We start from the raw sequence: 26273 nt of genomic DNA, 5'->3' as shown, positions 1-26273 counted from the left end.
TCATGCGCTGGCAAGCTTAACTCTCGCAAACGCTTCCCCCAATACGGGCGCGCCGTCTCCGAAGTAGTCAAACAGGTATCCGATTTGGTTTGTGGTTGCATAGAGCTGGTCCAGAACCTGAATGTTCATACCGTCCGCGTCGCAAATCCAGTAGCCGGATTTGAAGTCTCCGTAAACAGCCACATATTTCTCAGCAGCGAATGTATTCGGGGCAAATTCGCTTTCGTAAGCCGGATGCCCGAGCAGGGTATCAGGAGTATTCAGCGCAACGGAAGGCTGCCAAATATACTGACCGTCTGTGTCTTTAATCTTTGCGAGCATCTTGAACATATCCCTATGCATCATCCAAGCGGCGTTACGCCTGTACTGCTGCTTTACTGAATATTTTGCGTTCATCAGCCCGTCGAATGTAACTGCCGTTGCCGTGTTTCCGTCTGAAACATCTCTCCCTGTCGGAATACCGTCATTAGATGCCGTGAAAATGCCAAGAGGCTGCCCTGTTCCATTTCCGGCCATATATGCGTTTTCGCCGCCTGCCGCAATACGGTATACCATTTCCTCGCGTACTGTATTTTCTGCAATCGGTGCATGGCTTACAAGAGTTTTAGATACCTTGATGATTTTGCTCATGCGGTTGGGTTTAAACTCCCTGCGCCCGTATGTCAGACTGGTTTCTTCGACGGATTCCGCATTTTCGTTTACCCATGTCGCATCGTCCGCTTCCGTGGCACGATAGGGATATCCCAAAGACTGTGCCGGGCCAATCGGCCCTACCACGCGGGAAATCTGGCGCATAACGATCGCGTCATCCAACCCCTTTATAAGCTCCTGTACAAATTCCATAGGAGCGGTCAGGTTGCCCGCCGTTGCATCAGTGCCCAGCGAAAGTGCATTATGGTATTCCTGCATATGGCGTGGATCGCCGGAAAGCGCTTTCGCAAACATTTCCTGTACCGCCGCCCGCTTATGCGGTTCCGCCTTATCCGCAACCTCTCCCGCGAGCCGTTCGCGTTCAAGCTGTTTTTCTTCCGCCGTAATTCTTGTGTTCAGGTTATCAAACTTCGCTTCTAATTTTGCAAGCTCTTCCTTTTTCTCTCCGGGCATTTCCTTATTCTCGAACTCGTTCATGACGGAACGAATAGAGGCGGTAAGCTCAGCCCTTTCCTGCTTCATGTCAAAAATCTTTTTCATCTCAAACCTCCAATAATTTCTTTTTGATTCTGCTAAAATATTCTCTCTGCTCGTCAAGAGCTATATCCTCTACGGGCTGGCTGACGCCCCCGTTATCAGGCTCTAAAAAACCGCCCTTGTCAGGCGGTTCCATTTGTTCTGTATGCGCTTCGCATGGAATATCCGGCCTATGTTTGTATCTTCCAATATCAAACCGCTGGTTTCCGTAGACAAGGAACTCTCCGTCCATACTTGCAGCAATCTGCTTTGTTTCTTCTATCTCGTCTGCAAAGCCCTTTTTTACGGCTTCATCCGCAGTAAACCATGTTTCGGCATTCATCAACGATACAATCTCGCTTTCATCCAGACCAGTCTTTTCCGCATAGGTCGCAACAATGCCCGCGTCAATCTTTTCCATGTCGTCCGCCATTTTTCGCAGATCATCTTTGTTTCCGGCAATCAGCGTCCATGCATTATGGATCATCATGCTTGCGTTTTTTGGCATGATAATTTTATCCCCTGCCATAGCGATTACCGAGGCAATAGATGCCGCCAGTCCGTCAATATAAACAGTCTTGTATGCTTTATGGCGCTTTAGCATGGAATGAATTGCCTGTCCTGCAAAAACATCTCCGCCACCTGAATTGATATAAATGTCCAAGTTGGATATACCGCCCAAAGCGTCTAAATCATCCTTGAACTGCTGCGGCGTCACTTCATCTCCCCACCATGTAGCGGATGAAATGTCCCCATATAGCGTCAATTCTCCCGTACTTTCGTCTTTTGCTTTAAAATTCCAAAACTTATTCATTGTTTCGCTCCCTTCGGTAAGTTCTGCGGTACTGATGACAACGGAATATAGTTCCCGTTAACGCAATATACATCGCCGCCGTCTTCTTCGCTGATATCATTCATATCTTCCAATCTGCGGATATCATTTGCGTTCAGCCAGCCATCCTGCCGTCCACTGTGGTAAAATGCAGTTCTCGCCGCGATATCCCCGCGCAACAGGCCATTTACATTAAACTTTGCAAAGTATGTGCCCTGTTCCTTTTCTGTCAGCAAATCCTTATATATCGTCTGCTCCAACCTGACCGCCATCGGCGCAATGCTCTCCTGCACAAACTCAATATTTTGCTGCTCAATATTTGAAAACGTCGCGCGGTCAAGATCAAACACCTTGTGCGGCGGCACCCCAAATATACGGCATATTTCTGTTACCGCAAACTTGCGGCTCTCAAGTGCCTGGCTTTTTTCAAGGTCGCGTGAATAAGGATTTGCTCTCGCTCCTTCTTCCAGAAACAACCACTTGTGCGCGTTCAGCGCTCCCATATAGTTTTTTTCAAAATCCGCTTTAAAACGGTTGTACGCATCTTCACTTAACGCCCCCGGATGCTCTACAAATCCTCCCGGATTCGCCCCTTCTTCAAAGGCGCTTTGCGCATAACTGTTCAAATCCCTCGTCAGCCCCAGCACATCAGCCGCTATTGTCATGGGATCTTCCGGGTCTGTGTCGCTTGAAAACCGCATTCCCGGCGTATACATAAATTCACCGTCTCGCAAAACTTCCGTTGTCCCAATGTCTGTTGTAACGTATATGTATCGCTCCCCATTGATTTGGTTGGTTTGTATCGCCGAAGCATTTACAGTGGGAATATTCAACAGCCCGGCTACAAATCCACGGCGGTCACGCAATATCTTAGCAAACCCGCCCGTTGTTAAAAGCACGTTTGCAACATACATATGCCAAAATTCATAGGCCGTGGTGTGCCTATTCGGTAGACGGTGTAAGATACGGTACAGCGGATGGGTCGTTGCTTTTTCACGCCCCTGCTTCATTTCCCGGAACAATTCGAGCGGTAAGCTTGCCATTGTTTTCGCGACAACATCCACGCACCGAAGGACGGCCGCCACCTTTAAAGCGGTATTGGCAGATATGCTGTACCCACGCCCCGCCAGATAAGCCGCCCATTCATCGTCGTTTTGGACGGGAGGTAATTGGCTTGTACCATTTTTAATTTCTATTGTTTTTCCAAATAGTTTAAACTTCACTCTTTCACCTCTATACCACGCGTATTCCGCGCTGTTCGTAAACCGATCTCTTAGGCTCAAGCCTGATCGCCGCTGCCATTGCATTGATTAGTGCAACGATTGGATCAATGCGCTCAATGCTCTTGTTTTTCATCGGCTTGATATTCTCGTTCCCGTCGGTCTGTATTGCCACATTCCCAAATGCCCACCGTCCGAGCGGATTATACTCATGGGTTATTTCCTTTGCACGAAACATTCTTTCAAGCTCTGCCATTCCAGACGACATACCCGCCATTGTCTGCGGTATCTCGATAAATTTTCGCTGTATTTCCTGTGGAAGAAGCTGTCGCAAAAATTCAAGATGCCACGGATCGCCACAGAAATACTTTACGTTATATAGCCTGTCAATCTGTACGATCCTTGCCGCAATGAACCCATAGTCCACAACATCGCCCGGAGTCGCGTTTAAATATCCGTCTGCCGCCCAACGTTCAAATGGTACATGATCTCTCTCGGATCGCTCCCTGATACTGTCCGCAGGCATGAACGGTTCCAGCATAAAACGCCAATCCTCTCCATTTTTGGGCGGGAATAACGGAGCTAACGCCGCAAGATCGATTCTTGTCGACAGGTCGATTCCTACATAGCAGTCCCGCCCTATCAAATCTGTGCGATTCCATTTTCCTTCGGTATCATCCCACATGGTGATCGGTAGCCAGCCAATGCGTTTTAGCGATACCCATTGATTTAACCTAAGCCATCTGAAAAGACGCTCCGCACCTTCGCTGTTTCGCGCCTTTACCGCTTCCTGTCTGACGGATTCTATGCTGATCGACACGCCCAACGACGGATTTACTTCATACCAAATTTTTTCATCGTATATATCGCAATCCTCCGGCGCACCATATATCTTCACGTACCATGTATCGTCAATAAGCTCTCCATCGCGTATCTTTCGGGCCTGCTCGTGTACCTCCCAGCCAATAGAGAGACGGTTTGGATCATCGCCTGCCGTTGTAATAACGAAATACAACGGTTCTTTTCGTGCGGCGCCGGAACCAAAGGTCATAACATCCCACAAATCACGCTTTTGCAGTGCGTGGAGTTCGTCGAATATTACAACTGTCGGATTCAGGCCGTGTTTGGAGTACGCCTCGGCAGATAACACCTTGATGAACGTACCTGTTTCCGGGTTGTGTATTTCTTTTTTGGAATCCACGATATTCAGGTTTTTATTCAAAAAATCATCCTGCTCTATTTTTTGTTTGACCGCCCTGTATACCAAAGACGCTTGTTCCCGCTCTGCGGCGCAGCAATATATTTGTCCGCCCGGCGCGTCATTAAAAAGATGATCGAGGGCGATACCCGCGATCATCTCCGTTTTCCCGTTCTTTTTAGGGATTTCAATATATACATACTGGTATTGCCGCCTACCGTCCTCCCGAACCGTCCCGTAGACATCCCATATGATTTCATGCTGCCACGGTAGCAGAGTAAAGGGTTGTCCGTAGAAATCGTCCGTCAGCTTCAAAAGCTGTAAGAATTCGATATGGTCAAGAGCCTTTTGTTCATTGAACATTTCGTCTATTTCTGTACGCTTCTATTCCCGTGGCTTCTTTTTTCTCTGGTTTCTTTGGTATCGCCCTCATTCTCCCTGCCGGATTCAAGAAAAGGCGATCCTCATAGGAAAGCAATAGTTTTTCTTGCTGCTGCAGCTTCCCTTCTAGATTATTAATAGCTGTATATGCTTTAGCGACATCGCCGCCGTCCAGGTCTTTATCATCGAGCACATTCTCCATCTTGTCCAGTATTTCCCTCAAGCGGATCATTTCAGATACGCCGAGGCAATACCTGTTTACAATTTGTGTATCTAAAGCCTCTACAAACTCAATATTTTCGTACAGTTTTTTTAACCGCAGAAACTCTTTGTGCGCGATTTTATTCTTCTTTACGGCTTCCGTTTCAACCAAAGGACTGTTTGTTTTTAATGCGTCCTCTGCCTGCTTACGTGCTTTAATTTCCGCTTTTGTTATATGGTTTTTGTTCTCCAGCACGATCAGTTCGACCGGCTTTGATGGCCTTCCCGCCATGCTTTCACCGCCTTTTTACGCGTTTGCGTCATTTTCGGAGTAAATCCTGTGTTGTTTGGGGCGCACGGTTCTCAATCCGTTTCCCGTAGAGATTCGGCTACCCCCTACCCTTTACTACATTCGTTTGGCTCATTCCCATATTCATACGTTCCTACTATCTTCCGATGACCTTTTACACTATTACAATGAATACATGCCGCTTGATGATTACTTGCGTCCCAGAATCTTTTATCTTCTGGGCTATCGGGTGGGTCTATATGGTCTACGCACTCTGCAAGGATGTTGCATCTATCATCTAGATGGAGTTTGCAGAACTTATTCTCAGGCCTTGATAGGAATGCCTTGCTATACTTATGCCATCGATAGTTATATCCTCGCTCTCTCGCCGTGCCCCTCCGTCTGTCTGCAATACGATCGCGTTCCCGCGCCTCGTCTTTGTGCTGATCGCAGTAGCCGTTTGTCGTAAGGTTGGTACATCCTGGATGTTTGCAAAGCCTCATCGCCTTTTGCATGATTATTCCCCTATTGATTTAATCTTCTCTTTGTATAGCCTGTTGCCTCTCCGCTCATTACCGCCTCTCCTAACGTCTTGTACATTTGAACCCGTTCTTGCGTTGCAAGCATATTGCATACCCATGTCAGCTGTACTACCTCACCTATCTTATATGTCAGCCCAGCTAATCGCCTAATCGGTTCTTTCTTTAAGCGCCGCCTGGCCCGGTCTGCCCGGCTGACTGCGATTGCCGCAGTATAATCTACGTAGTGCTCTGCATTGTATTTGTCCATTCCTTCACCTAGCCTGTGTATATATTCTCTCGGTCATGATCTTTCCTCCGCCGCTTGCTTGACATAGGCATCGTTTCTGTTTTTCCCACACGCATTTAAAGCGGTCGTCCTCGATCTGGTAGCTGCTGATATATACCGGCCTTGTTTGCCTTGCCGCCCAATCAAAAAAGGCGTTATGGTCAAATCCCTCATAACACCCACAGTCCGTGCGTTCGTACGGTATATCGCAGTATATCACCGCGTTAGACGGTATTTCGACGTCTCTGTAATCCTTTACGCTGTATTCCACATTATCCGCGCCATCCAGCCTTTGTAGCCCTTGTAGCCTTTGCAGCCTTTCCAGACTTTCCAGCTCTTCCAGCCTTTTCGACCCTTTCGGATGTTCCAACCTTTGCAGCCTTTGCAGCAACGCTAAATGAAATGGGTACGCCCTGTCAAGCGGCAGTATTTCCTTTAATTTTTCATACACTTCTATCGCCGGGAACTCCCATTGAGAGTTTCCGAAATAGCGCCCCGCCATCCCGTTTGTTCCCAAATGCCTATCAATATCAACCCGACGCAGTCCGCTTGCTTTTAGGGCTCCGCGCATATACCTTTTTAACTCTTCCTTTAGCTTCGCAATAGCCTCTTCCGCCTTTACTGTTTCGGGCAAATATTCCGCCTTGACATTTTCCATGTATGCTTCGCGGTACCACTTGATATACTTTTGTCTTACTTCTTCATTGTTCGCTTTGATCCACGCCCGTATATCCGTTTTCGCCTCTCCGGGAAGCTTGCCGGTTATTTCCTCCATAAGCGTGTAATCTTTTAGAATATATGCTCCATGCAGCGCTCTTTTCCACGGCTCAATTTCTTTGGCGTACAGATAGTTTTTGCCTCTATTCCCAAAACTCCAGCAAAGCTTTACCCACGCGTTACTGTCTTTCATTCTATGGAAATCTTCCCGGCTTATCCATTGCTTGCATTTTTCAGTGGTATACTTCCCGTCCACGCTGTCTTTAAAGAGTTCTATCGAAAATGGAGATATATCGTTGCATATAATCCCGTCCCATTTTGGTGCAAGCCCACTGCACGCTTCTACTGCCGCGTGCGTGACCGCGCAGCCTCCCGCAAATAGATCAACCAACGTTCCGCCGCCCGGCAAGAATGATATGATGTCTTTTGCTATACTGTTTTTACTTCCCTTGTAGGGTGTTCCATATCTCTTCATATTTTTTCCAAAACAAAAAGACCCCCGCAGGAGTCTTTAAGGGCTGCGCGCCTCGCAAGCATTCGCAGCGCGATCACTTTATTCAAGCCCGCTATTTATTAGTCGCCACGGGCAAGCGGCAATGTTCTAATCCTGTTTAAAATAGGCGTGTTAAACATTCGATAGCTAGTCGCTGTTCAAGGTTGCGATCCCTGCGCCTATTCTGTCATGCTACCATCATACTACTAAAAAGCGCGCATTTCCGCGCCTAAACCGCGCCAATTTTGCTTAATGCTCTCTTTTTTAGTTTTCTCAGATACCCATCGCAATAATTTGTTTCAAAAGATATCTGTTTTGGTTGCAATCCCTCAAAATACCGCAGCTGAATGTATTGCCGCTCCGTTTCCGTTAACCCTGCATTGCTCACCATCTTCTCAATCTCGTCAATATGATAGAATATGTCTGTGATCTCGCTCCTGATTGCGTCCAATCTCGTTCCGTACACATCTATCATCTTTTGCACCGCCGCAAATACAGGATCAGAAGTAAAGCCGCCTTGTACCCTCACGTCTTTCAAACATGGAGATTTCAGCAATCCATCCAAAAGCGAGTTGTGTTGTCCTAGAATTTCGTCGGCCTGTTCCCGCAGTTCCTTCAATCGTCTTTGGTGTCCCGCATATTGGTATAATCTTCTTTCAATATCTTGCGTTACTTGCATTATATATTCTCCTGCGCTATACTATATTTAGAATAATTCATAACGCAAGAAGCGCGGGCCGCGCCCCCACCTTTAAACGCGGTCTGCGCTTTTTGTTTTACTCCGCTTCTCGGTTTAGCCAGTCTAGTGCGCATTTTTTACACATGCTTTAGCGTCAATAAGCCTCATACTTCCTCCTTTGGCTTGTTGCGGTAGAATGTTTCGTGATGGTACAGCACGGTTTTACACATGCCTCGTGATGTGAAATACCACACTTGCGCATACGGCACATCGGCCACTGTCGCAACAAAGATCCACTCCTTAGCCCTACTTAGCCACACCGGGTCTCTGCTTTCTTTCAAATGCCTAAGCTCGTCGAGGGTGAGGGGAGGGTTGTCGGGCTGGGTGCGGCATAAAGCGCGGTCTATTTGGCTTTGTGTAGTTTTGAACGAATGTACCACCTGCCCACCACCCCAAAGCTTTGCCCCTGCAATACGATAGTCATTTATAGTGACGCAATAGCCTTCAACGCCTGAAATGATTTCAACGGTAACGGTCTTATCCATCCTGCTCTACCTCCAATCGCTTGCCGTAGTATTTACACCAATACCAATCATTCATTCTGTACCTCCTTAAAATGATACCTTGTAACCGCTATCGGGACCGGCTCAACTTCCGAGCACCACAGCGTCTGACCGCCCAACTCCTGCCATATCTTAGGGAAGCCGCCTATGCCGTCAAACAGACTGCCCATTGTCCTTGCACCCTGATTATGTATGCGTGATAGTACAAACCTCCACGGCGGCAATGCTATGCTGTTCCCAAGTGCTTTGTAACGTGCTTCGTTCCTCCAATTTCAAATCGTTATTCGCCCGGCATTTTTATTGATATAAGCCAATATCCGATTATAGTCATATCCGTAATGATATAAGGGCTTCGTCTCTTTTATTTGCTTATAGATCGTCTCCAACTGCGCTTCGGATAGTCCGAGCCGCTGCGCCGTCTCTTTTCTTTTTTCATCTGTATGATTTAGTTCTGTTACCGTCATCTTCTCACCCCTCCCCTCTCGCGATCAGCGTAAGCACCATAAGGGCTAATATCGCCGTGCCGATGATCTTGAGCATCGTTTTTGTTTTATCGCTCACGGTTTTATCTCCTGCTCTTTAAACTTCATAAGGATTCCTCCTGTGCTTTCTGCGTTATTCTATGTGATACAAAGTGCTTACAATGGATATTTACCTCTGTCGCATCGGATTCAATAGCTTCCTTGATTCGATCTATGTCCGCTTTGTAATTGTCCTTTATTGCACATACATCCTCTTTGCAACAGCAGTTGCATTTTGTTGATAAATTCATTCCCGCTCCTCCATTTCCGAAAGCGCTGCCTCGGCTGCTTCTAAAATCGTGATATATGCTCCTTGTCTTTCTTCAAGAATGAGCGTCCGTTTGGTTTCATCATGGTAATTATCTCCTGCTCTCGCATCTATGCGGTCTTGGATTTCTTTTACCTTTGCTTTAGCGTAATCGACCGTCTGCTTATACGCCGCAAATTCTTCTACTGTGCCGATGTCCTCGTAGGCTTTCAGCCGTTCCCACACTCTGCGCTGATCGCAATAGCCGTATTCGCAAAACGATCCACCCGGCGTATCTTCACACCTTGCTATGTCGCAAAAATTACCTTCAAATGTCAGACGTTCCATTTTATTCATTGCCTCCGCTTTTTCTAACGCTTCTATAAATTTCACTGCCTGTTCGCTGTCAGTTATGGCAATATCATGATTAAGGCTTAATGTAGGCATTTCATTCACCGCCTCTCATACATTTCGGGCACAAGGTCTCCCCGTCTTTTTCTATCCACCCGGATTTTCTGAACGCCTTCTCCGCATCCTGTTTTGTCGGATGCCCGCCCAATTCATCATAGGTTTCCGTGTCTCCGCATCGGTTACAATAGATCGTGTATCTCGTTTCCCGTGTTATATCCATTTTATTCACCGTTCTCTCTATAAACCGTTATCCATCCTTTGCAAATCGGGCACTTCACTCGATAATCTCCCCACATATACTGTTTGATATCATCAACATCATATTTCAGTAGAGCATCACATTCAGAGCATTTAACTTTTCCCGGTTTGATTTTTCCATATTTTCTTATTATCATTCCTCTTCTCCTTCCTGTCCGCCGCGATATTGAATCCGTCTTTGTACGGAATCAGTTCGTGTAGGAAGCTATCTTTTTTGTTAGCTTCATCGTAGTTATTGGCGAAATGCAATCCCAATACGGCACAATCCTCATAGTGTATACATTTCTCGCAATACATTTCTTCATACAACACGCCTTCCGTTCCGTTTGAGAAATATCCCATTATTCTCCCTCGCCTCCGTCCATCCTTGCGCCGCAGTTGGGGCAAAATTTTGGCTTCTCAAGTCCTAGGTCAACCACAATCTCCTCATTACAGTTACTACATTGGTAAGTATCGTAGTACACGTCGGATTTGTCAGGCATATGTACCCACTGCCCATGTACTTCCGGCGCTGTCATGGTATCTCCCTCTTTATATGGTGCAATATGCAATCTCCCCTCGCTCTCGGCCTTCACGAGCGCCGCAATCTTCTCCCATAGAGCGGCGTTCTCAGTTTCAAGGCGTTCGTTCTCTTCCTCGGCAAGCGCCACCTCACATTCCAGGCATATTGTCGTCCTATCTCGATCAGTAAGTTCTTTTCCACATCTATCACATGTCTTGCTCATTCTTCCTCTCCTCCGCCTAACTTCTCTCCGCAGTATGGACAATACACTATCTCATCGCCCGTCGTTTCCTTGTCTGTATGCCTTTCCCAAAACCAACCTGTCGTGCCATCTTCAAACTGCCGTTTTACTATTCCTATTGCAGATTGATTTTTCATAGCTTTGCATTCGTGTTCGTGAATGATCTTCATATTTCCTCGCCTCCGTCCATTCGTGCCGCACTTGCACAAAAATGATTTTCTGGTGTCCCAAGATTACTTCCCGCATAGATTCCGTGGTAACATGTACCAAGAGATGTGTTATTAAATCTTTCCCACTAGCGGCAATCCTTACACCTTACCACCGGCGCTACAATTTTTATTACATCGTCTGGGTACACCTTTGTTTCGTTTCCCACTTCCAGTTCAAATTCACTTGCAGAACACCTCACAACAACAAGTTTTCTTGTAAATCCAATAATATGGCCTTTGAATTTGCATTTTCGTATGCTACTACTTCCAGTTCTCTTATTTTGGAGATAGACACATTCGTCTCCAATATTCAATTCATTTCCTAAATAATCTCTCATCACTCTTTCTCCTTCGGCGGTTCCGGCAGTGACATCCAATGTGTGATAGCGCCATCTATTGTTACGCTGCTTGACGGGGCCGTGATCACGATAGATCCGTCCGTCGCTAACACTGTCCCGTTGTATCCGTCATCTTTTGGCAGCTTTTCTTTGACGCTGATCCACTCCGGCGCTGCGGCCACTGCAGGCGCATCTTTGACCGTTTTCATGCAACAATTTAGTGTCGTTAGATCAAGAGTGTCACGGCCATATAACCTAAATAACTCCTGGACTAATCTTGTTTCATCAATTAGTCGCCACGGATATAACCGATTCTTCATTCTTCCCCGCTCCTCTCCAGCTTTGTCCGTTTTTCAAAAATATATTCCATAAACGCTATCATTTGCTCTTCTTCGTCCGGGCTTAATTCCCCATGTCCAGGTACTGTTACAATCCTGCGCTCCCGTTCCGGCAAAAGTGCCGTCCCTTCAACAAACTGTCCATCTTTCGCGTTATGGATATCATCTCCCTCTATTGGCCACATTGTTATAAAATCTCGCTTTCTTTCCCTTAACCCTGTCCATCCCGCCGTCGCCGCCGCCCTGTACGTAGTGCGTATAGCAGCAAAACCACTTGCTGTCCTTCCGGTACGCCCAATTTACTGTTGCATTAAAGACCTTTCCGCAGATCGGGCACGTTTTCAGCCCCTTTTTGGTCGTGTAGTATTTACTCGCGTTATCTTCATCGATTGGCATGATTCCCATTTCCGCAACGCTTGCAATCATCTCATTTTCCGTCATTTTTCCAAATCTCCATAAAATTCTTAAGCCGCAGCGTGACATTCCATTCCTCCCGGTTCGCTCGATGCATCACAACGGGCATCTCCCATTCTCTCGCATCCATCTCCGCTTGCCGCAGCGCGTTTTCCACGTTAAGTCTCTCAACCCGCTTGCACTCAATATGCAACCCAGGAATCCCCACCACGTCAGCGTCGCCGTTCGCTCCGCAGTATTGTTGACCGCGCCGGGTATCAAAGCCGTATTCCTGTAATTTGTGGGCAAGCTCCAGTTCCCCGCGTTTACCCTTGTTTCTGCTGTTCATAGATCATATCATTCAGCGCCTTTGCCTCGAGCGCCGCCTTAATCGTTTTCTTAAGCCGCCTGTCATACGGATGCTTCAAGCCTATCTCCTTGATCCTCTCCCGTCTCTGCCGCTTTGCCTCCATCATCATGCTTGCCGTTATCAAAAGGCGTTTCACCCGTCCATTCCTCCTTTTCCGGCTCCCAGCCGTAGTGTCGATATTCGTCCCTGTAGTTCAAAAACAGCTTCGATGGCTGGTCGAAATATGATTCCGCGAAAACGTCCTGAACTCCAAGGTCTCTGTTTTTGCATATTTCTACCACATTTGAGCAGTTATAGATCGCCGCATCTGCCTTCCACTTAAAGAAGTCCATTGTGCGGTTCTTGAAATCATTATTCACTCGGTGTACGATCAGCACATTGTCAGCCGCATTGGTGATATCAGCTGTCCCTGAGATGTCCTCCTTGCGTAGTAAGCCCATGCTTTTACGCGGATGGCAGACAAAGAAAATATGTACATTGCGCTTTTTTGCAAAATTTGAAAGCTCCATTGTCAGCGCGGTTTGCTTTTCGTACTTGTCACCGGGATATTCCCGTAAGTCCATACTCATCAGGTTGTCCAGAACGATCACGTCCACGTCCATAATCAGCGTGAAGAATTCAAGCGCCTTCATGATCTGCTTTACCGCCAGGCCAAAATCATTGTTGTACACGTAAATCTTTTCGTCCATCCAGTTTTCAATTTTCTCCCGCGCGCTACTTTCAACGTGATACATCCATCCATCCTGCACTAAGCTGTCGCGGCCTGCCGCCTGTAGCATCAGCCATTCCTTTACCCTTGGAGCTCTCAGTTCCCCGGAAAATATTACCGAGCTAAATCCTTGCGTCGCCGCTTCCAATGCGATCTGTGACAGCCATGTCGATTTTCCGCTGCCGTTCGTGCCGCTCACGATTGATAATTCGCCCTTGTTGAACCCGTGTATCCTGCCATCCACACCGTTAAGACCGCTTTTCACCGATACGATTTTGCTCCGGTCTGCTTGCCGGATGTGCTTCATACGGTAAAACATTCTGGGCTTTGGGTTTAACGCGTCGCCGCCAAACAGCGAAACCGTATCGAGCAGCTTCGCGAACGTGTTGCTGTAGCTCACAAACTCGCTCATTTCAGCGTCGGTCATATTCTCAAAACCAGCGTTCGCATATTTTTGTTTCAGCTGAAAATATTCGTCCCTCGTCATATCTCAAATCCTCCTGCCACTCGCTTTGGCTCATTGGTTCCTGCGCTTGGCTCACCACGCGGAAGCCGATCCCATATAATCCCTTGCCAATTCGAAGCCATACACTCGGCGATCAGTGCCACAACTGCATCCTCTCCATGCCGATCTACCTGACCGGAAACTTGAGCAATTAAACTTTTAAGCCCTCTGGCTTTATATGCCTGTCTCTTTTCTTTCTTGTACTCTATCCAGTCTTTTAGAGCACATTGTATTTTTGAAGGCAGTCCTCTAAAGGTCTCGTCAGTCTCAAGGATGTCCTCCCCCCGTTTAAGGGGGGTAGGGGGGATATCTTTATTTGTATTTGTATTTGACTTTGTATTGGTATCATTCGTATACGGTGGTATACGGTCGTATACGGTCGTATCTTTTTTATTCCAACGCTTACGAATATTCTCCCTGTTTTTATCACATTTTTCCTGATATTGCAGATCGTCGTACTCCATTTGCTCCTGTATCGACGTAAAAGCAATGTCCGTTACCTCGTCAAGCTCGCCGTGCTCTCCTGTTTCCGCGTAATCATACATGGCAAGTATCAATGCCTTTGCACGCTCAGGGCTTAGCTTCTCAATTATCTTTTTGTATCGCTTATGTAATATAGCCTCTCTTGCCATGTCATGCTCCCTCGTTAAAATGGTAATTCCGTATCGTCCAGCGGCTGAAAGCCTTCTGAATCTTCCAATAACGCATTTCCTGTGCCTTGTTGATCCTGCTGTTTTCCGTTGCCCTTGCTCTGTACAAATTCCGCTTCATCCACAACAACCTCCGTCACATATCGCTTTACACCGTTTGCGTCATCGTATGTCCGTGCCTGGAGAGAGCCGCTAACTCCAATTTTTGAGCCTTTAGAAAAATACTTTGCAATAAATTCCGCTGTCTGCCGCCATGCTACGCAGTTTATAAAGTCCGCTTGATAGTTACCCTCTGCGTCCTTGAATCTGCGCTGTACGGCAACTGTGAAGCTCGTGACAGCTATACCGCTTTGTGTCGTTCGTTGTTCCGGGTCTTTCGTAAGATTCCCAACGAGAATTGCCTTGTTCATGCCGTTTCCTCCAAGCTGTATTTCGCGTAATGCGTTTTTTCTCCGTATCTGTTTTTACCTGTGACTGTTTCGGATTTTAGACAGTACCCCATGCGCTTTAAGTCGTAAATTCGACCAGATAGCCGCGTAATTCCTAAATCTTTAAACGCCTGAAGGGTTGTGATCCCTCCGAAATCTTTTATATACTGTATGATTTTTTCACATTGATTTTTCATAGTCTTAGCTCCTTTGGGTATTTGTGGTAATATAGGTCTTCTTCGTTCCATCCTTCATACTGAGATTTAAGATATTTCCGTATTTGCTCGCCGTACTCTTTATGTTTGTCTCCGAAGTCATAAGCCCTATGTATGTCTCTATTCAGCAGTACAATGTTTCTTTCGATTCCCAAGCCCCCTTGTGCCCTGCTAATGTAGTGAGCCGCTTCAAGGTCTGTAGATAATCCGCTGATTATACAACACGGCGTACCATCTATACTTTGCCTCTCTGTTACACGCTTACGTACCTCGGGTGATACGTCCAAGCATCTTGTTCTATAATTCTTTCGCTTCTTCTTTCGGATGCCCCAATAGCTCATGAGTTCCACTCTCTACTTATCTGCCCTTCCAGCACTCGCATTTGCAGTTTAAGAGCTTGTATTTGCTCCCCTGCAAGCTTGTATAGGGTCTCGGCAGTATTAAGATTAAGACGCATTTTTGCCACTTTTTCTTCGCCATTGCAGATATCTTTTAGCATTGTGACGGGGGTTCCGCTTTCGCGTTCCACGAGCATTGCTTTTCTGTATTCTAACTTATAATCATAATCAGCTTTAGCGTAGTTTTTGCCCCATTTCCCAAATTCAGCAAGGGTGGCCTCAAGTCTGTTTTGTAAATCTCTCATTTCAACAACTAGATCATGCCCGTTCATACCGCATTCGCCCTCGTATTAATCCATTGCAGCGCTTTCGCCGCTGACGTCGCTGTAACATCTTCCCATTTCTCCGCATTGCACATTTTAAGCATTTTTGATTCCTCGAGACCCGTAGCAAAGCAGGCTTCTCTTATTGCTTTAATCTGATCTTCGCTTGCCTTAGGCTTCGATCCATCGCTTTCGGATTTACCGCTGTATTTCGTCTTGTCTTTATCCCAGTACACATCAGCGCCAATGCCAAGCATTTTACAGGCTACGGATAAAGCGTCGGTGTAGGCCATTTTGAAACATTCGTCCGAAGTGTAAGGTCCTTTGGTTTCCTTTGCCACAAATGAACTTCCGCCTGTCGCGGATATAGGTTCCTCCCACTTATCGTCATATTTCAAATGCAGCTTTATTTCGACGAAAGCAGCGATCTCTCCGTTCGCTCCCGCTTCTGTCCACTGCCGGACAATTTCGGGTCTCCATCCTTTCCCACATGGGCCGAATTGTTCTGTAAGCGTTTTGATCCGCCACATTGGATTGATGTCGCTCTTACCTTTTAACCGTCCGGCTTCAATAGGTCTTATAGCACTTTGAGGTACAGCGCGTACTTTTTCGTATAATTCGAGATTACCCATTACCTTATCCTCAGACTTTCCGAATACTTAAGTCCGGCATATTCGACGACCGCGCCATTTTTGAGCGCATCTGAAAGCTGCTTTTTGTCTACTTCCACCTTATGCTTCAATACGTCCGGCATATTCTTCTCTGCCCACATACGAAATCTATCTTCATCCTCAATCACAACGGATGGCGCGTTTTTCTGGATGTTGAAACTGAACAGTTCCGTTTTAAATTTAGGCTTCCCGCAGCGTACCATCGCTTCCTCAAGGCGTTCTTTCATCGCCTTAGCATTGTTTTTGAACGCCTGTTCACGTGCATAAAGCCTGTCCTTTTCTGCCTTGATCTTCTCCGCTTCTCCATTGAGTTCAAAAATGATCTTTGCATAGCCATCTGCTTTTTCTTCAATTTCACCGGATATATCCGCAAGGGCATTTTCTACCGCTTCGGCATCCGCACCATCCTCCAATAAATTCATTACCGTTTGCCAATTTTCAGTCAATTCGTATAACGTCGCCATCTTCGGTTTCCTCCTTTTTAAATCCAAGCTCTAAGAAATTTTCTATGGCATATCCCATCAAACAAACTTCGTGTACCGCATCCCCGTTGGGGGCTATATAGGCGCTCTCGCCGCCGATGATTGATGTTTTACAAAATGCACATTGTTTCGTATTACACATCGTATTCACCTGCCTGGTCTTTCCGGCTGTCGTATATGCCGTATCTTTTCACGATCTCGTCTATGCGCTTGCGGGGGTCTGTTTTTGTGCCGTCAAAGCATGATACGCACCCGTATTCCCCGCATAGATCAGATTCCAATAATCCCGATTGTCCACATCGTTTACAGGTCATTGACTTTTTCCTTTCCCACCTATACAATCAAGGTGAAGATAATCTCTCGGTTATTTTCTTAGGTCACGGCTCCACCCGTGGCCTTTTTCTTATCCTTATTTCCATCCTGTACCGCCGCGCCCGTCTCTTGCGGACGTACTGGTATATCCTCAGTCTGCTTTCCCATAGTCCTAAGGCCAGTGCGCCGATTAGAATAGAGATCAGGAAGCCTGCTATAAGGCGCTCATGGTGTACCTCCTTTGGCATATCCGTACCTCATAAAGTGTATAAATCCCTCTCGTGGTATCTTGACTCTTGAACCTGTTACTATAACAGGAAAGCCTAGCTTTGATGGGTCGCGGTGTGCCTGGTCCCGTATGTCCTGTGGATCGGATTCTAGCAAATCAGCTACATCGGATGCACGCAATATGTTTTTGTTTGTTTTTTCGATTTCCTGCAGTGTCATTTTGTTTCCCCTATGCTATCCTGTTCTATGTTTTTTCACAAAGTCGATATTTCGCGATTTTATTTTTTTGAAAATTCTTAGTGGCACTTTGCAATTTTTTATGCCATTTTTAAAAAATTCATCTCGCTTTTTCTTCTAATTTCATAGAATTTCTCGCAATATCTTCATCTATTTGTTTAATCCATGTATTCACTACGGATTCGCCTTCCAGCTCCAAGTTGCGTTTCTGCAAAAAGGCTTTTTCCTTTCTAAGGGTTTCAAGCTCTGCTGCCGCATCATGTTTGCGGATGATTTTTGTCTTAGGCATTCGAAATATTCCTTTCTACCAGCTTCAGAAACTATGCTTCATTTCTTCCTTACGAGCTTTCGGCTATTTCGTTGATGACTTTTATCATCTCAGCCTTCTTATCTTCCGAAAACTCATGTCGGAACCAGTTGCCTACTGTATTTGTGTGAACGCCGTAATAATTAGCTATCTTCCAGCGCGGGACACGCTTTTCTTCCATCAATTTCCGCACTTCTTTGTTTGTATTAAGCGGCCAGTTTGCCATTTTTCCGCCTCCTTTTATTGATTGTTGTGTTATCATGTGGTAGGATTATTATGTTGTTGTGTTTATTATAATCCTAATTATTAGGACTGTCAATCTTATTTTCATAATTTTTAGGAATTTTATTTTATGGGAGGGTTTTATGACCACAAACGAAATCGCAAACGAGTTGCTAAATGTAATGTTTGCTCGGTATGAGGAAGAAGGCGATCTTGATATGTTTAATTTTGAATCGCTGGTTGAAATGCTTGGCGAACCGGAAGGAAAAATTAATCGTGCTTTATGGTTGCTGAGCGAAGACGGCTACACAAAGGTTTGGAAAATCGACAACATCGCTTGGGAGTCAATGCTAAACAGCAAAACGATTTCATATATGGAAAAATGTCCGCTATCAGCAGATGGAAAACGAATCACAAAATACATCAAGCAAGAATCTAAGTCCGTTCCAACGAACATTACTTTCAACATATCCTCTGCGACTAACTCTATTATTGGTACACAACAAAACGCCACGATGAATGTAGGCGCGGCATTCGATGGTGTATTTAACTTGATTCAGAAAATAGATATAAAAGAAGACAGGGAAGCACTGGAAAAGATAACTTGCTCGGCAAGAGAAAATAAGCGATTTTCCATGAAAGATATTCCAAAATGGATTGCGGAAAACTACCCCTCTGTTATAAGCGGAATAGCTGCTGCGGTTAGGGCTGTTGGAGGAATCGTTGAATTGGTGCATCAATAAGACTTAAATCCTTCTCGGTTGATGCGGAGCACAATGTGCCCCTTTGATATTTTTTCAATTTGTGTACGGTATTTCTCGTTAGTCATTAAGCGGAAATCGTTGCTGCCGCCATCAATGATGGGCTTCCCATCAGTATCGAGCATTGCAAATTCGGGAAACCGCGTTGAGCTACAAAAAGAACGATCTGGATATGCAGAATGCGGGTTAGTGTAACATCCTGACTTTGAACACTTTGTGTTTTTTTCGGGATTGCAGATATAAATTGGCTCTAATTCGTTCATGATCTCGCCTCCTATGGTAATTATGTATATATTATATTCCTAATTATTAGGACCGTCAATGAAAGGAATACTTATGGAAATTACAAAAAGGTTATCCGAATTACTTCAAAAAAAAGAAATAAAGAAAGCGACTTTTCTCGCCGATTTGGGATATAGTAAAAACGCATTTCGCGAGTGGGAAACAGGGGTTACGAAATCTTATATGAACAAGATAGACGCCATAGCGAACTATCTTGACACATCCACAGACTATCTTTTAGGCCGAACTGACGATCCTGCACCAACGCAAAATATTACTGCCGCCCATTTAAAAGGCGGGGTAGATATCTCTGATCTGCCAGAAGACGATCAGCAGGATATTATGACATTCATAGAATTTAAACGCGCTCAACGCCGTGATAAGTAAATTTATAAATCGTAAAATCTTAATTTACTAATTCTTTTTGTTAGGGTATAATTAGAAAAAAAGGGAGCTATCACGATGAAACGAAGCAATGTTGATTCCTTTTCTTTTATATCCGAAGTCTATAAAAACATGAAAAAATCTAAATCAAATTTGGATAAAAAAGAAAGGGAGTTTAATGAGGAATGGGAAAAAACATATCGTCCAAGCAAAAAGAAACGCTCACTTCTTCCTTAATTGAGATTATTTATTCTGATTCAGATATTATAGCTTCTTTAGATTCTCAATTTAGAGGTGGCACAGAAGAATCTCGATCAACAGAAAGCGCAAAAAGGGAAGGCGATTCTGGAAAGTTAGGTGTGTCTGCTGTTTTTCAGGCTTCAACAGATAGCCATAGAGAGTTGTCTTCACGTATAACGCGATCAATATCACCCCATGATTCAAAGGTATTAGAGCTAATAGACGAAATTAATATTCCAAAAGTTAAAGAGACGGCGGTCTTAAATGACGGGCAACTTATGTATTCAACTGGAGCTATTCAATTTTTTGATATGCCATTTACACATGACCTATTTTGCAAACTGGAAAAAATAGGCGTAATAAATGAATTGGCTAATCAAGAATACTCTCCAGAAGAGGCAATAAAGGCCGGAGGAGAATTTCTTGTTGGGAAAAATAAACTTGAATATATAAAGCAAATCATTTCTTTTTTACCTCAACACCCATATTTTATACTGTGTTTAAAAAATGCTCGTTCTTTTAGAATTCCAATCATTAAGGAACATCTTCGGCAACCTATGTCAATACTACAAACGCTTTATGGTACAGGTTTGACAGGAGAATGGGATATCGTAGGGATTTATAATAAAATTTCCTGTCACGATCAGAAAGCAACTGAAAATGTTGTAGGCAGCCTGAAAGATTTATATAAATGCTATAATGATGTAACTTTAGCAACTGGATTATCCAATGAAATAATTGCTCCTATATTGATATATAGGAAGCTTCAGTTTTAGTCTCAAAATATACCTAATTTGAACATCTCCTGTTATATGATATAAGTATCAAATAATAAGAGGTGTTTCACATGCTTGCACGTTTATCATTGTCAGAGCAGCTAGATCAAGAAATTTACGATAAAGGCATAATTTTAGAAATCGCCAGCGATATGCCGGAGAAATTTGAGGCATATTATGATAACGCATATGGCCTCGACCGGCCATACATAACAATTAATGCTGGCGTGAGGTCTGAAGCAGAGCGCAATGCGCTAAAGGCTCACGAATTGGGTCATCACGAAAGCTGCATATGCGACCTGCTTACAGCTCCAAAGTGGATTAGGCAAAAATACGAAACGCTTGCCGATCGCTGGAAATTGCAACGGATTATGCCGATCGAAAAACTGATAAGGGCTTTCGACAACGGAAATCTGACCCCTCTTTCGTTGTCGGATTATTTGGAAATTACCGTGGAAGAATTTATGTACGGAATTAACCTATACGAGGAGATAGAGGGGCCGATATACGACTACGGGCAGTATACAATCATATGGCATCCGTTTAATATCAAAAGAGATCGCCGCAGGAGAAGATAATGGAAATAAATTTCTGCAAAAAATGCAAAACTGAATTGCCTCCAGAAGCCGTATATTGCCATATTTGCGGTACCAAGCAGTCAACATATGGGCGTAACGTTAAAAAGCGCGGGAACGGTCAGGGCAGCGTGTATAAACGCGGCAATACATGGGTAGCCGCGATTGAGTGCAGAGCCGGAGGGATTCGCACGGTAAAACGCAAGGGCGGTTTTGCAAGGCGCAAGGATGCGCTTGAATATATTGCATCTTTGAAGGAAAAACGCAAGGACTCAACGATTGCAAGCCTCTGGGACGTCTACAAAAATAACGCCATGCTTAGATTGTCAGACAGCAAACAAACGGCCTATAAGATAGCATATAAACGCCTCGAGGATATCCGCGCAATCACTATGCGAGATCTTACCATTGAGACGATACAAGCCTGCGTAAATAAAAAAGCGACTTCGTTTTATACGGCGCGCGATATGAAGTCCTTGCTTTCGCATTTCTATAAAATGGCTATGGCGCAGCAAGAGGTTTCCGTCAACCTGTCGCAGTTTATCATCCTGCCGGAGCTTAACGAAACAGAGCCTGAGCCTTTTACAGAAGACGAACTGAATAAATTGTGGGAGTATTACGAGGCGGATCATTGGGCCGGATACATTTTGTTGATGATATACACTGGAATGATGCCAGGGGAGCTTTTGCTGTGTAAAAAGGATATGGTCAATTTTGATGACCGGACAATCATCGGCTGTGGCCTGAAAACAAAGCAACGTAAAAAGACGCCGCTTATGATTTGTGACATTATCGAGCCAGTGTTGAAAAATTTGCTCACTTTATCCAAAACGGATTTTTTACTTGATATGAAACGCAATGACTTCTACGACAAATTCGATGAAACGCTTCGCGCTGCACAATGCAGGGATTTGACACCTTACGCATGTCGGCACACAACAGCAACAGCACTAGCGCTTGGAAATAAGGTTGCACCGGCCGTCATAAAAAAAGTAATGCGGCACGCGAACATTTCGACAACGCAACGCTATATCCACCCTGACACTAAATCAATGCTGGATGCCGTGAACACATTTAAACGCGTCTGATATGTGTGTAGTAGCGTGTGTAATAGGATGATTTTTTACACCACGTACTGCCATTTTTAAACGGAGATATTCCCCAAGAGGGCAACAAAAAACCCGCTTATATAGCGGGTTTGGCGGAGAAGGAGGGATTTGAACCCTCGTGCCGGTTACCCCAGCCTACTCCCTTAGCAGGGGAGCCCCTTCAGCCGTACTTGGGTACTTCTCCAACTGAATTTCACTGCACAATTTATTTGCATTATATGCTGTCCACGGCCCGCTTTCTGCCTTTTATATGGCGGAGAGAGTGGGATAGCGCGAACCTCGCCTTCGGCTCGTTCTTGCTTGAACCCACGTGGGTTCGAATCCAAAAACGTACATATCTGTATTTATTTTAAGTCCGCAGCCCACTTTCTGCCTTTTATATGGCGGAGAGAGTGGGATAGCGCGAACCTCGCCTTCGGCTCGTTCTTGCTTGAACCCACGTGGGTTCGAATCCAAAAACGTACATATCTGTATTTATTTTAAGTCCGCAGCCCACTTTCTGCCTTTTATATGGCGGAGAGAGTGGGATTCGAACCCACGGATGGGGTAAACCATCGCCGGTTTTCAAGACCGGTGCCTTAAACCAACTCGACCATCTCTCCATCCGAATATGCTTTAATAGTATAGCAAACGGAAGGCGGCATTGTCAAGCAAAAATTGCACGGTTGAGGCATTCCAAGCCGCCTGAAAACATATCAAATTGGGGAAAAGCCAGACTGGAAGCTGAGGAATATTGCAGGGTTTCATTTTTATCTGTTGTGGGGGAAGCCCCGGATGTCCTGTTCCCAATTCTTCGGACCGCACAAACAGGAAAAGGCCGCCCTTATTCAGGGCAGTCCGGGAACACCTTGTTAGGACCTTATGTCCTTCTTTTGAGTGTTCTTCCGCCTTCTTTTTCATTCTCGCCAGCAGGTGGCAGCACGCTTTTTGCGGTCTGGAAACCGATCCGGATCCTCTTTTGTCAGGGCGGCGATACAGCGTGTAACGAAAGGCCGCTTTTCTCCCTCTCTTTTGGTTTTTGCAGCGGCATAGTTCTGTCCTTTTTTGCCTTCTTATACTGCCCGTTTCAGCACCGGAAGAAACATAAAAATCAGGCGGCGCTTTTTGCCACGTCCTCCAGAAGCGCCTGCATATTGTCGATTACCGGATCCATCGCAAGATTATATGTTTCCGCAATGTACGACATACGGGGGAACGCAAGCCATACCTTGCCTTTCTCGTCCTCCCATATGGACATCCGCAGGGGAAGTTCAATTGCAAAGCTTTGGTTTTTCTGCATCAACTTTGTTCCTGCTTCGGGCGAGCCGAACACCAGTACTTCGGTCGGCCGCAGCAACAAACCTGCCTCCTGCGCATTCTTCTCGTGGTCAAATTTTGCAAAAACAGGTATTTTCCGTTTTTCAAGCTCCCGTTCAACCCGGCGTACCGTTTCCTTGGAATCGAAAGCGCTTGGGAAAATGCACAGCCGTCCGTTCTTTTTTATTTCTGTCATGGTTTGTTCTCCGTTTCAAATTCTCTTTATTGATAACACGGAAACAAAGCGGCAAAACCGGTCATTCCTCTTTTTTACCACTGCGAAACTGCGAAGGTGTCATCTCCCAGATTTGTTTGAAGCTTTTGCTGAAATAAAAGGGATCCGGGATGCCGACCATTTCCGCAACCGTTTTGATGGGATACGACGGATCGGAGAGAAGCTGTCTTGCAATCGTCATGCGGTGCTGTTTTAAAAAGCGGTTGGGGGAGACCCCCACATATTTTGTAAACAGCTTCGTGAGGTAAGAAGGTGAGAACCCGAGTTCGTCCGCAATGGTGGAAAGATCGATGGGCTTTTCATAGTTTTTGAAGATATAATCCTTCACCAGGCCGGCGATATCCTCCGGATCCTTTTTGTCCGGACGGTACTTGGAAAACGCTTCGCCCTTCTCCATATCGTACTCCCGCTCGATCTTGCCCAGTGTTTCCTTCAGTTCCTCGTGGTTCACAGGCTTCAGCAGGTAATTGGCCGCTCCATTTTGAATGGCCGATTTCACGTACGGAAAATCGTCGTGGCCGCTGATAATCACCTTCCGGACGGAAGGATACTGCTCGCTGAGGATGCCGATCAGCTCGATTCCGTCGATGCCGGGCATGCGGATATCGGTCACTACCACATCCGGCAGCAGGGCTTCGATATACCGCAGGGCCTCTTCCCCGTCGTGTGCGATTGCGACAACGGTAAACGCTTCATTCGCGCGCTCGATGTTACGCTTGATGTTCTTCGCGATCAGCCTCTCATCCTCCACAACCACGACTTTGAATTGTTTGCTATTCATACTTTCCTCCTATGATGATCTCGCACCCCCGCGGCGCAGTATTTTTGATGTAGAAAATAAACTGGTCTTTATATGAGAACTTGAGCCGTATGTAGATGTTTAGAAGCCCCATCCCTTTCAGCTCCAGTGAGGGAAGAAGGTTGGTTGCGTCGATCTGTGCGATTTTGTCATAAATTTCCTCCTGCTTTTCCTTTGTGAACCCGGGTCCGTTGTCTTTTACGGACAGAAGCCATATTTTTTCGTCGCCCCTGTTATCCACTGTCCCCATAATGGAAATGTGCCACGGCGGTTTGGTCTGCGTCGTGAATTTGACGGAGTTTTCCACCAACAGCTGCACGCACAGCTTGGGGATCAGGATTTCCTCCATTTCCCTGGGAATGTGCACCTCATAGCTGAGGTCCCCGTCATAGCGGATGTACATGCACTGCAGGAAATCATGCGTATGCGCAATTTCATCCCGGAGCGGCACCATGCGCTCCTTATCCGAAGAAATATAGCGCAGGATGCGCGAGGTGGTCTGGCACATAATGACGATTTCGTCTGTCATATCCTCTTCCGCCATCGCCTGAATGGTGGCAAGCGAATTATACAGAAAATGCGGATTCATCTGGGACTGGAGGGAAAGCATTTTGGATTGCATTTCCTGCTGCTGAAGCACCAACTGCCTGTCATTGCCCTCCCGAAGCTTCGTTTGCAGAAGTTTGAACGCCTTAGTGAGGGTATTGAGCTCGACCACGCTTGTCTGTATCTCGGGCAGCGCACGCATATCCGGGCTGCCGAAATCGGTTTCCTTGACATAGCGGTAAATCCGGTTGATGGGCCGCGACAGGAACCGTGCAATCATCAGCGACAGGATGACCGCCACTCCAAGGATCACAATGACAAACGGTAAAAACTGCAGAAAGTTATTGTAGATAGAAAAAACCAGACGTTGGCGGTCCATTGCAAATACGGTATAAAACCCGGTATACGGGGAATAATTGTAAATCAGGTATTCTTCCCGCCCGGTTTCCGGATTTTGAAACAGGAGCTCCGCATCCTGTCCGGTCGCTTGCACCGCTTCAAAATACGGTGCATAGCCTCCATCCTGTTTGAGCGGATAAATCTGGTTGCCAAATTTATCAAACAGATAAATGTTTTCTTCATAAATCGGCTGGTAATATACCACGCTGCCGATGACCTGGAAGATCGATTTTTGGATTTCCACCAAAGCGCCGTCTTTTCCGCCGGCGTTTTGGTCTTCATACAGGAAAGTAATAAAGTATTTTCCGATATCGGACAGGTAATAGCGGGACAGCTCCTCGTTAAACCCGGAAAAGTAGACGTACCGCGAACCACTCCCATTTTCCATCTGGGACAGTTTTTGTAATTTCTCCCCGGAAATCATCCGCAGCTCGTTATTGAGGCCGGAGGAAATTTCCGCACCATTTTTCAAGTATACGTTGATTTGGTCGGCGCCCTTGCGCGATCCGGTGTAAGACAGCAGCTTCTCGCGGAGCTGCGTTACCGTGCCGTCCCGCTCGTAAAACACAGGAGATTCGATCGAGCCTTTGCTCGCCCCGGCAAGGTAATCAAGGCCGTTTGCAATTTCCTTTGAAGCGGCGAGTTCTGCGGAAACCATCTCCATCTGGTTAATTTTCTGGTCGAGCGTTTCTGAAATATCCTCTGCCCGCGTGGTGAGCATGGAGAACATCAGGGATTTCATTTGCTTGGATTCGTCATTGTAATAAAACACGCAGAACGTAACCAGGAACAGCATCAGCACCAGAAAAAATGAAATAAAAATAGTATAAAAAATACTACGGGATCTTGCCTTCATTCAGGGCCGTCCT

General features: G+C 45.7%; 40 protein-coding genes and 2 tRNA genes. 5 read left to right on the top strand and 37 right to left on the bottom strand.

Annotated features, from left to right (window positions below; genetic code table 11):
* From H8S18_RS09135 to H8S18_RS08985, 31 genes are all read right to left on the bottom strand, one after another.
* Positions 1 to 1191, bottom strand: coding sequence for a phage major capsid protein (locus H8S18_RS09135; protein ID WP_186858000.1), 1191 nt, complete (start codon positions 1189 to 1191; stop codon positions 1 to 3).
* 1 nt (position 1192) lies between these two features.
* Positions 1193 to 1981 carry a head maturation protease, ClpP-related gene (locus H8S18_RS09130; RefSeq protein ID WP_186857999.1) on the bottom strand — a complete coding sequence of 263 codons (789 nt, stop codon included), beginning with the start codon at positions 1979 to 1981 and terminating at the stop codon, positions 1193 to 1195.
* Entirely contained in the window at positions 1978 to 3222 is a 1245-nt protein-coding gene (locus tag H8S18_RS09125; RefSeq protein WP_186857998.1) for a phage portal protein, read from the bottom strand. Before H8S18_RS09125 ends, H8S18_RS09130 begins: the two co-directional genes overlap by 4 nt.
* 10 nt (positions 3223 to 3232) lie before the next feature.
* Entirely contained in the window at positions 3233 to 4780 is a 1548-nt protein-coding gene (locus tag H8S18_RS09120) for a terminase large subunit (protein ID WP_186857997.1), read from the bottom strand.
* Positions 4770 to 5291, bottom strand: a complete 522-nt coding sequence (locus tag H8S18_RS09115) for a P27 family phage terminase small subunit (RefSeq protein ID WP_186857996.1) — start codon at positions 5289 to 5291, stop codon at positions 4770 to 4772. Before H8S18_RS09115 ends, H8S18_RS09120 begins: the two co-directional genes overlap by 11 nt.
* Positions 5292 to 5813: 522 nt before the next feature.
* Entirely contained in the window at positions 5814 to 6077 is a 264-nt protein-coding gene (locus H8S18_RS09110; protein ID WP_186857995.1) for a hypothetical protein, read from the bottom strand.
* Positions 6078 to 6081: 4 nt separating this feature from the next.
* A complete protein-coding gene (locus H8S18_RS09105) occupies positions 6082 to 7287 on the bottom strand; it encodes a DNA adenine methylase (protein WP_186857994.1) in 1206 nt (401 codons plus the stop codon).
* Positions 7288 to 7534: 247 nt separating this feature from the next.
* On the bottom strand, positions 7535 to 7984 hold the full coding sequence (locus H8S18_RS09100; RefSeq protein WP_186857993.1) for an RNA polymerase sigma factor sigma-70 region 4 domain-containing protein: 450 nt from the start codon (positions 7982 to 7984) through the stop codon (positions 7535 to 7537).
* 164 nt (positions 7985 to 8148) lie between these two features.
* Positions 8149 to 8529 carry a hypothetical protein gene (locus H8S18_RS09095; RefSeq protein WP_186857992.1) on the bottom strand — a complete coding sequence of 127 codons (381 nt, stop codon included), beginning with the start codon at positions 8527 to 8529 and terminating at the stop codon, positions 8149 to 8151.
* A gap of 290 nt (positions 8530 to 8819) precedes the next feature.
* A complete protein-coding gene (locus H8S18_RS09090) occupies positions 8820 to 9011 on the bottom strand; it encodes a hypothetical protein (RefSeq protein WP_079547078.1) in 192 nt (63 codons plus the stop codon).
* A 304-nt stretch (positions 9012 to 9315) separates the two neighbouring features.
* Entirely contained in the window at positions 9316 to 9762 is a 447-nt protein-coding gene (locus H8S18_RS09085) for a hypothetical protein (protein ID WP_186857991.1), read from the bottom strand.
* A 1-nt stretch (position 9763) separates the two neighbouring features.
* A complete protein-coding gene (locus tag H8S18_RS09080; protein WP_186857990.1) occupies positions 9764 to 9946 on the bottom strand; it encodes a hypothetical protein in 183 nt (60 codons plus the stop codon).
* 131 nt (positions 9947 to 10077) lie between these two features.
* Positions 10078 to 10326: a hypothetical protein gene (locus H8S18_RS09075; RefSeq protein ID WP_186857989.1), complete on the bottom strand. Its 249-nt coding sequence runs from the start codon at positions 10324 to 10326 to the stop codon at positions 10078 to 10080.
* On the bottom strand, positions 10326 to 10709 hold the full coding sequence (locus H8S18_RS09070; protein ID WP_186857988.1) for a hypothetical protein: 384 nt from the start codon (positions 10707 to 10709) through the stop codon (positions 10326 to 10328). Before H8S18_RS09070 ends, H8S18_RS09075 begins: the two co-directional genes overlap by 1 nt.
* Positions 10706 to 10897 (bottom strand): hypothetical protein, encoded by a 192-nt coding sequence (locus tag H8S18_RS09065; RefSeq protein ID WP_186857987.1) that lies wholly within the window; start codon positions 10895 to 10897, stop codon positions 10706 to 10708. Before H8S18_RS09065 ends, H8S18_RS09070 begins: the two co-directional genes overlap by 4 nt.
* Before the next feature lie 125 nt (positions 10898 to 11022).
* The gene (locus H8S18_RS09060; RefSeq protein WP_186857986.1) at positions 11023 to 11274 is read right to left on the bottom strand and encodes a hypothetical protein; all 252 of its coding nucleotides are present in this window, start codon (positions 11272 to 11274) and stop codon (positions 11023 to 11025) included.
* Positions 11274 to 11483, bottom strand: a complete 210-nt coding sequence (locus tag H8S18_RS09055; protein ID WP_186857985.1) for a DUF551 domain-containing protein — start codon at positions 11481 to 11483, stop codon at positions 11274 to 11276. The genes H8S18_RS09060 and H8S18_RS09055 overlap by 1 nt, the downstream gene beginning before the upstream one ends.
* 107 nt (positions 11484 to 11590) lie before the next feature.
* Complete coding sequence (locus H8S18_RS09050; protein WP_186857984.1) at positions 11591 to 11797, bottom strand: hypothetical protein; 207 nt, start codon at positions 11795 to 11797, stop codon at positions 11591 to 11593.
* On the bottom strand, positions 11775 to 12053 hold the full coding sequence (locus tag H8S18_RS09045) for a hypothetical protein (protein ID WP_186857983.1): 279 nt from the start codon (positions 12051 to 12053) through the stop codon (positions 11775 to 11777). The genes H8S18_RS09050 and H8S18_RS09045 overlap by 23 nt, the downstream gene beginning before the upstream one ends.
* Positions 12040 to 12354 (bottom strand): putative PDDEXK endonuclease, encoded by a 315-nt coding sequence (locus tag H8S18_RS09040; RefSeq protein WP_186857982.1) that lies wholly within the window; start codon positions 12352 to 12354, stop codon positions 12040 to 12042. The genes H8S18_RS09045 and H8S18_RS09040 overlap by 14 nt, the downstream gene beginning before the upstream one ends.
* 62 nt (positions 12355 to 12416) lie before the next feature.
* The gene (locus H8S18_RS09035; RefSeq protein ID WP_186857981.1) at positions 12417 to 13571 is read right to left on the bottom strand and encodes a DnaB-like helicase C-terminal domain-containing protein; all 1155 of its coding nucleotides are present in this window, start codon (positions 13569 to 13571) and stop codon (positions 12417 to 12419) included.
* Positions 13568 to 14221, bottom strand: coding sequence for a DUF6291 domain-containing protein (locus H8S18_RS09030; RefSeq protein ID WP_186857980.1), 654 nt, complete (start codon positions 14219 to 14221; stop codon positions 13568 to 13570). Before H8S18_RS09030 ends, H8S18_RS09035 begins: the two co-directional genes overlap by 4 nt.
* A 14-nt stretch (positions 14222 to 14235) precedes the next feature.
* The gene (locus tag H8S18_RS09025) at positions 14236 to 14649 is read right to left on the bottom strand and encodes a single-stranded DNA-binding protein (RefSeq protein ID WP_186857979.1); all 414 of its coding nucleotides are present in this window, start codon (positions 14647 to 14649) and stop codon (positions 14236 to 14238) included.
* Positions 14646 to 14864 (bottom strand): helix-turn-helix domain-containing protein, encoded by a 219-nt coding sequence (locus tag H8S18_RS09020; RefSeq protein WP_186857978.1) that lies wholly within the window; start codon positions 14862 to 14864, stop codon positions 14646 to 14648. Before H8S18_RS09020 ends, H8S18_RS09025 begins: the two co-directional genes overlap by 4 nt.
* 355 nt (positions 14865 to 15219) lie before the next feature.
* Positions 15220 to 15552, bottom strand: a complete 333-nt coding sequence (locus H8S18_RS09015) for a hypothetical protein (RefSeq protein ID WP_186857977.1) — start codon at positions 15550 to 15552, stop codon at positions 15220 to 15222.
* Positions 15549 to 16175, bottom strand: coding sequence for a hypothetical protein (locus H8S18_RS09010; protein WP_186857976.1), 627 nt, complete (start codon positions 16173 to 16175; stop codon positions 15549 to 15551). The genes H8S18_RS09015 and H8S18_RS09010 overlap by 4 nt, the downstream gene beginning before the upstream one ends.
* On the bottom strand, positions 16175 to 16678 hold the full coding sequence (locus tag H8S18_RS09005; protein ID WP_186857975.1) for a siphovirus Gp157 family protein: 504 nt from the start codon (positions 16676 to 16678) through the stop codon (positions 16175 to 16177). The genes H8S18_RS09010 and H8S18_RS09005 overlap by 1 nt, the downstream gene beginning before the upstream one ends.
* Positions 16653 to 16838, bottom strand: a complete 186-nt coding sequence (locus H8S18_RS09000) for a hypothetical protein (protein ID WP_186857974.1) — start codon at positions 16836 to 16838, stop codon at positions 16653 to 16655. Before H8S18_RS09000 ends, H8S18_RS09005 begins: the two co-directional genes overlap by 26 nt.
* Complete coding sequence (locus tag H8S18_RS08995; RefSeq protein ID WP_186857973.1) at positions 16831 to 17010, bottom strand: hypothetical protein; 180 nt, start codon at positions 17008 to 17010, stop codon at positions 16831 to 16833. The genes H8S18_RS09000 and H8S18_RS08995 overlap by 8 nt, the downstream gene beginning before the upstream one ends.
* A gap of 563 nt (positions 17011 to 17573) precedes the next feature.
* Positions 17574 to 17762: a hypothetical protein gene (locus tag H8S18_RS08990; protein ID WP_186857972.1), complete on the bottom strand. Its 189-nt coding sequence runs from the start codon at positions 17760 to 17762 to the stop codon at positions 17574 to 17576.
* 49 nt (positions 17763 to 17811) lie between these two features.
* Entirely contained in the window at positions 17812 to 18006 is a 195-nt protein-coding gene (locus tag H8S18_RS08985) for a hypothetical protein (RefSeq protein ID WP_186857971.1), read from the bottom strand.
* Positions 18007 to 18145: 139 nt separating this feature from the next.
* Here H8S18_RS08985 and H8S18_RS08980 point away from each other — a divergent pair, with 139 nt between their 5' ends.
* A complete protein-coding gene (locus tag H8S18_RS08980; protein WP_186857970.1) occupies positions 18146 to 18745 on the top strand; it encodes a hypothetical protein in 600 nt (199 codons plus the stop codon).
* On the opposite strand, the gene H8S18_RS08975 is transcribed toward H8S18_RS08980, so the two are convergent.
* Complete coding sequence (locus H8S18_RS08975) at positions 18739 to 19026, bottom strand: hypothetical protein (RefSeq protein ID WP_186857969.1); 288 nt, start codon at positions 19024 to 19026, stop codon at positions 18739 to 18741. The two genes, H8S18_RS08980 and H8S18_RS08975, sit on opposite strands and share 7 nt — an antisense overlap.
* Before the next feature lie 73 nt (positions 19027 to 19099).
* On the opposite strand from H8S18_RS08975, the gene H8S18_RS08970 reads away from it, so the two are divergent.
* From H8S18_RS08970 to H8S18_RS08955, 4 genes are all read left to right on the top strand, one after another.
* A complete protein-coding gene (locus tag H8S18_RS08970; protein ID WP_186857968.1) occupies positions 19100 to 19432 on the top strand; it encodes a helix-turn-helix domain-containing protein in 333 nt (110 codons plus the stop codon).
* Positions 19433 to 19614: 182 nt separating this feature from the next.
* Positions 19615 to 20445: a hypothetical protein gene (locus tag H8S18_RS08965; protein ID WP_186857967.1), complete on the top strand. Its 831-nt coding sequence runs from the start codon at positions 19615 to 19617 to the stop codon at positions 20443 to 20445.
* 71 nt (positions 20446 to 20516) lie between these two features.
* Positions 20517 to 21023 carry a M48 family metalloprotease gene (locus H8S18_RS08960; RefSeq protein ID WP_186857966.1) on the top strand — a complete coding sequence of 169 codons (507 nt, stop codon included), beginning with the start codon at positions 20517 to 20519 and terminating at the stop codon, positions 21021 to 21023.
* The gene (locus tag H8S18_RS08955) at positions 21023 to 22108 is read left to right on the top strand and encodes a tyrosine-type recombinase/integrase (protein ID WP_186857965.1); all 1086 of its coding nucleotides are present in this window, start codon (positions 21023 to 21025) and stop codon (positions 22106 to 22108) included. Before H8S18_RS08960 ends, H8S18_RS08955 begins: the two co-directional genes overlap by 1 nt.
* Positions 22109 to 22219: 111 nt before the next feature.
* Here the strand turns inward: H8S18_RS08955 and H8S18_RS08950 are convergent.
* The 5 genes from H8S18_RS08950 to H8S18_RS08930 all read right to left on the bottom strand — a co-directional run bounded on the left by H8S18_RS08950 (position 22220) and on the right by H8S18_RS08930 (position 26260).
* A tRNA-Ser gene (locus tag H8S18_RS08950) sits at positions 22220 to 22313 on the bottom strand.
* Between the two features lie 327 nt (positions 22314 to 22640).
* A tRNA-Ser gene (locus tag H8S18_RS08945) sits at positions 22641 to 22731 on the bottom strand.
* 488 nt (positions 22732 to 23219) lie between these two features.
* Positions 23220 to 23621, bottom strand: a complete 402-nt coding sequence (locus H8S18_RS08940) for a DUF302 domain-containing protein (RefSeq protein WP_186857964.1) — start codon at positions 23619 to 23621, stop codon at positions 23220 to 23222.
* Positions 23622 to 23682: 61 nt separating this feature from the next.
* Positions 23683 to 24441 (bottom strand): response regulator transcription factor, encoded by a 759-nt coding sequence (locus H8S18_RS08935; RefSeq protein WP_186857963.1) that lies wholly within the window; start codon positions 24439 to 24441, stop codon positions 23683 to 23685.
* On the bottom strand, positions 24434 to 26260 hold the full coding sequence (locus H8S18_RS08930) for a sensor histidine kinase (protein ID WP_186857962.1): 1827 nt from the start codon (positions 26258 to 26260) through the stop codon (positions 24434 to 24436). Before H8S18_RS08930 ends, H8S18_RS08935 begins: the two co-directional genes overlap by 8 nt.
* Between the last annotated feature and the right edge of the window lie 13 nt (positions 26261 to 26273).

This window comes from Christensenella tenuis, from assembly GCF_014287795.1.
GTDB lineage: Bacteria > Bacillota > Clostridia > Christensenellales > Christensenellaceae > Christensenella > Christensenella tenuis.
The sequence above is the reverse complement of the archived record's forward strand: the minus strand, read 5'-3'. Positions and strand labels throughout refer to the sequence as shown.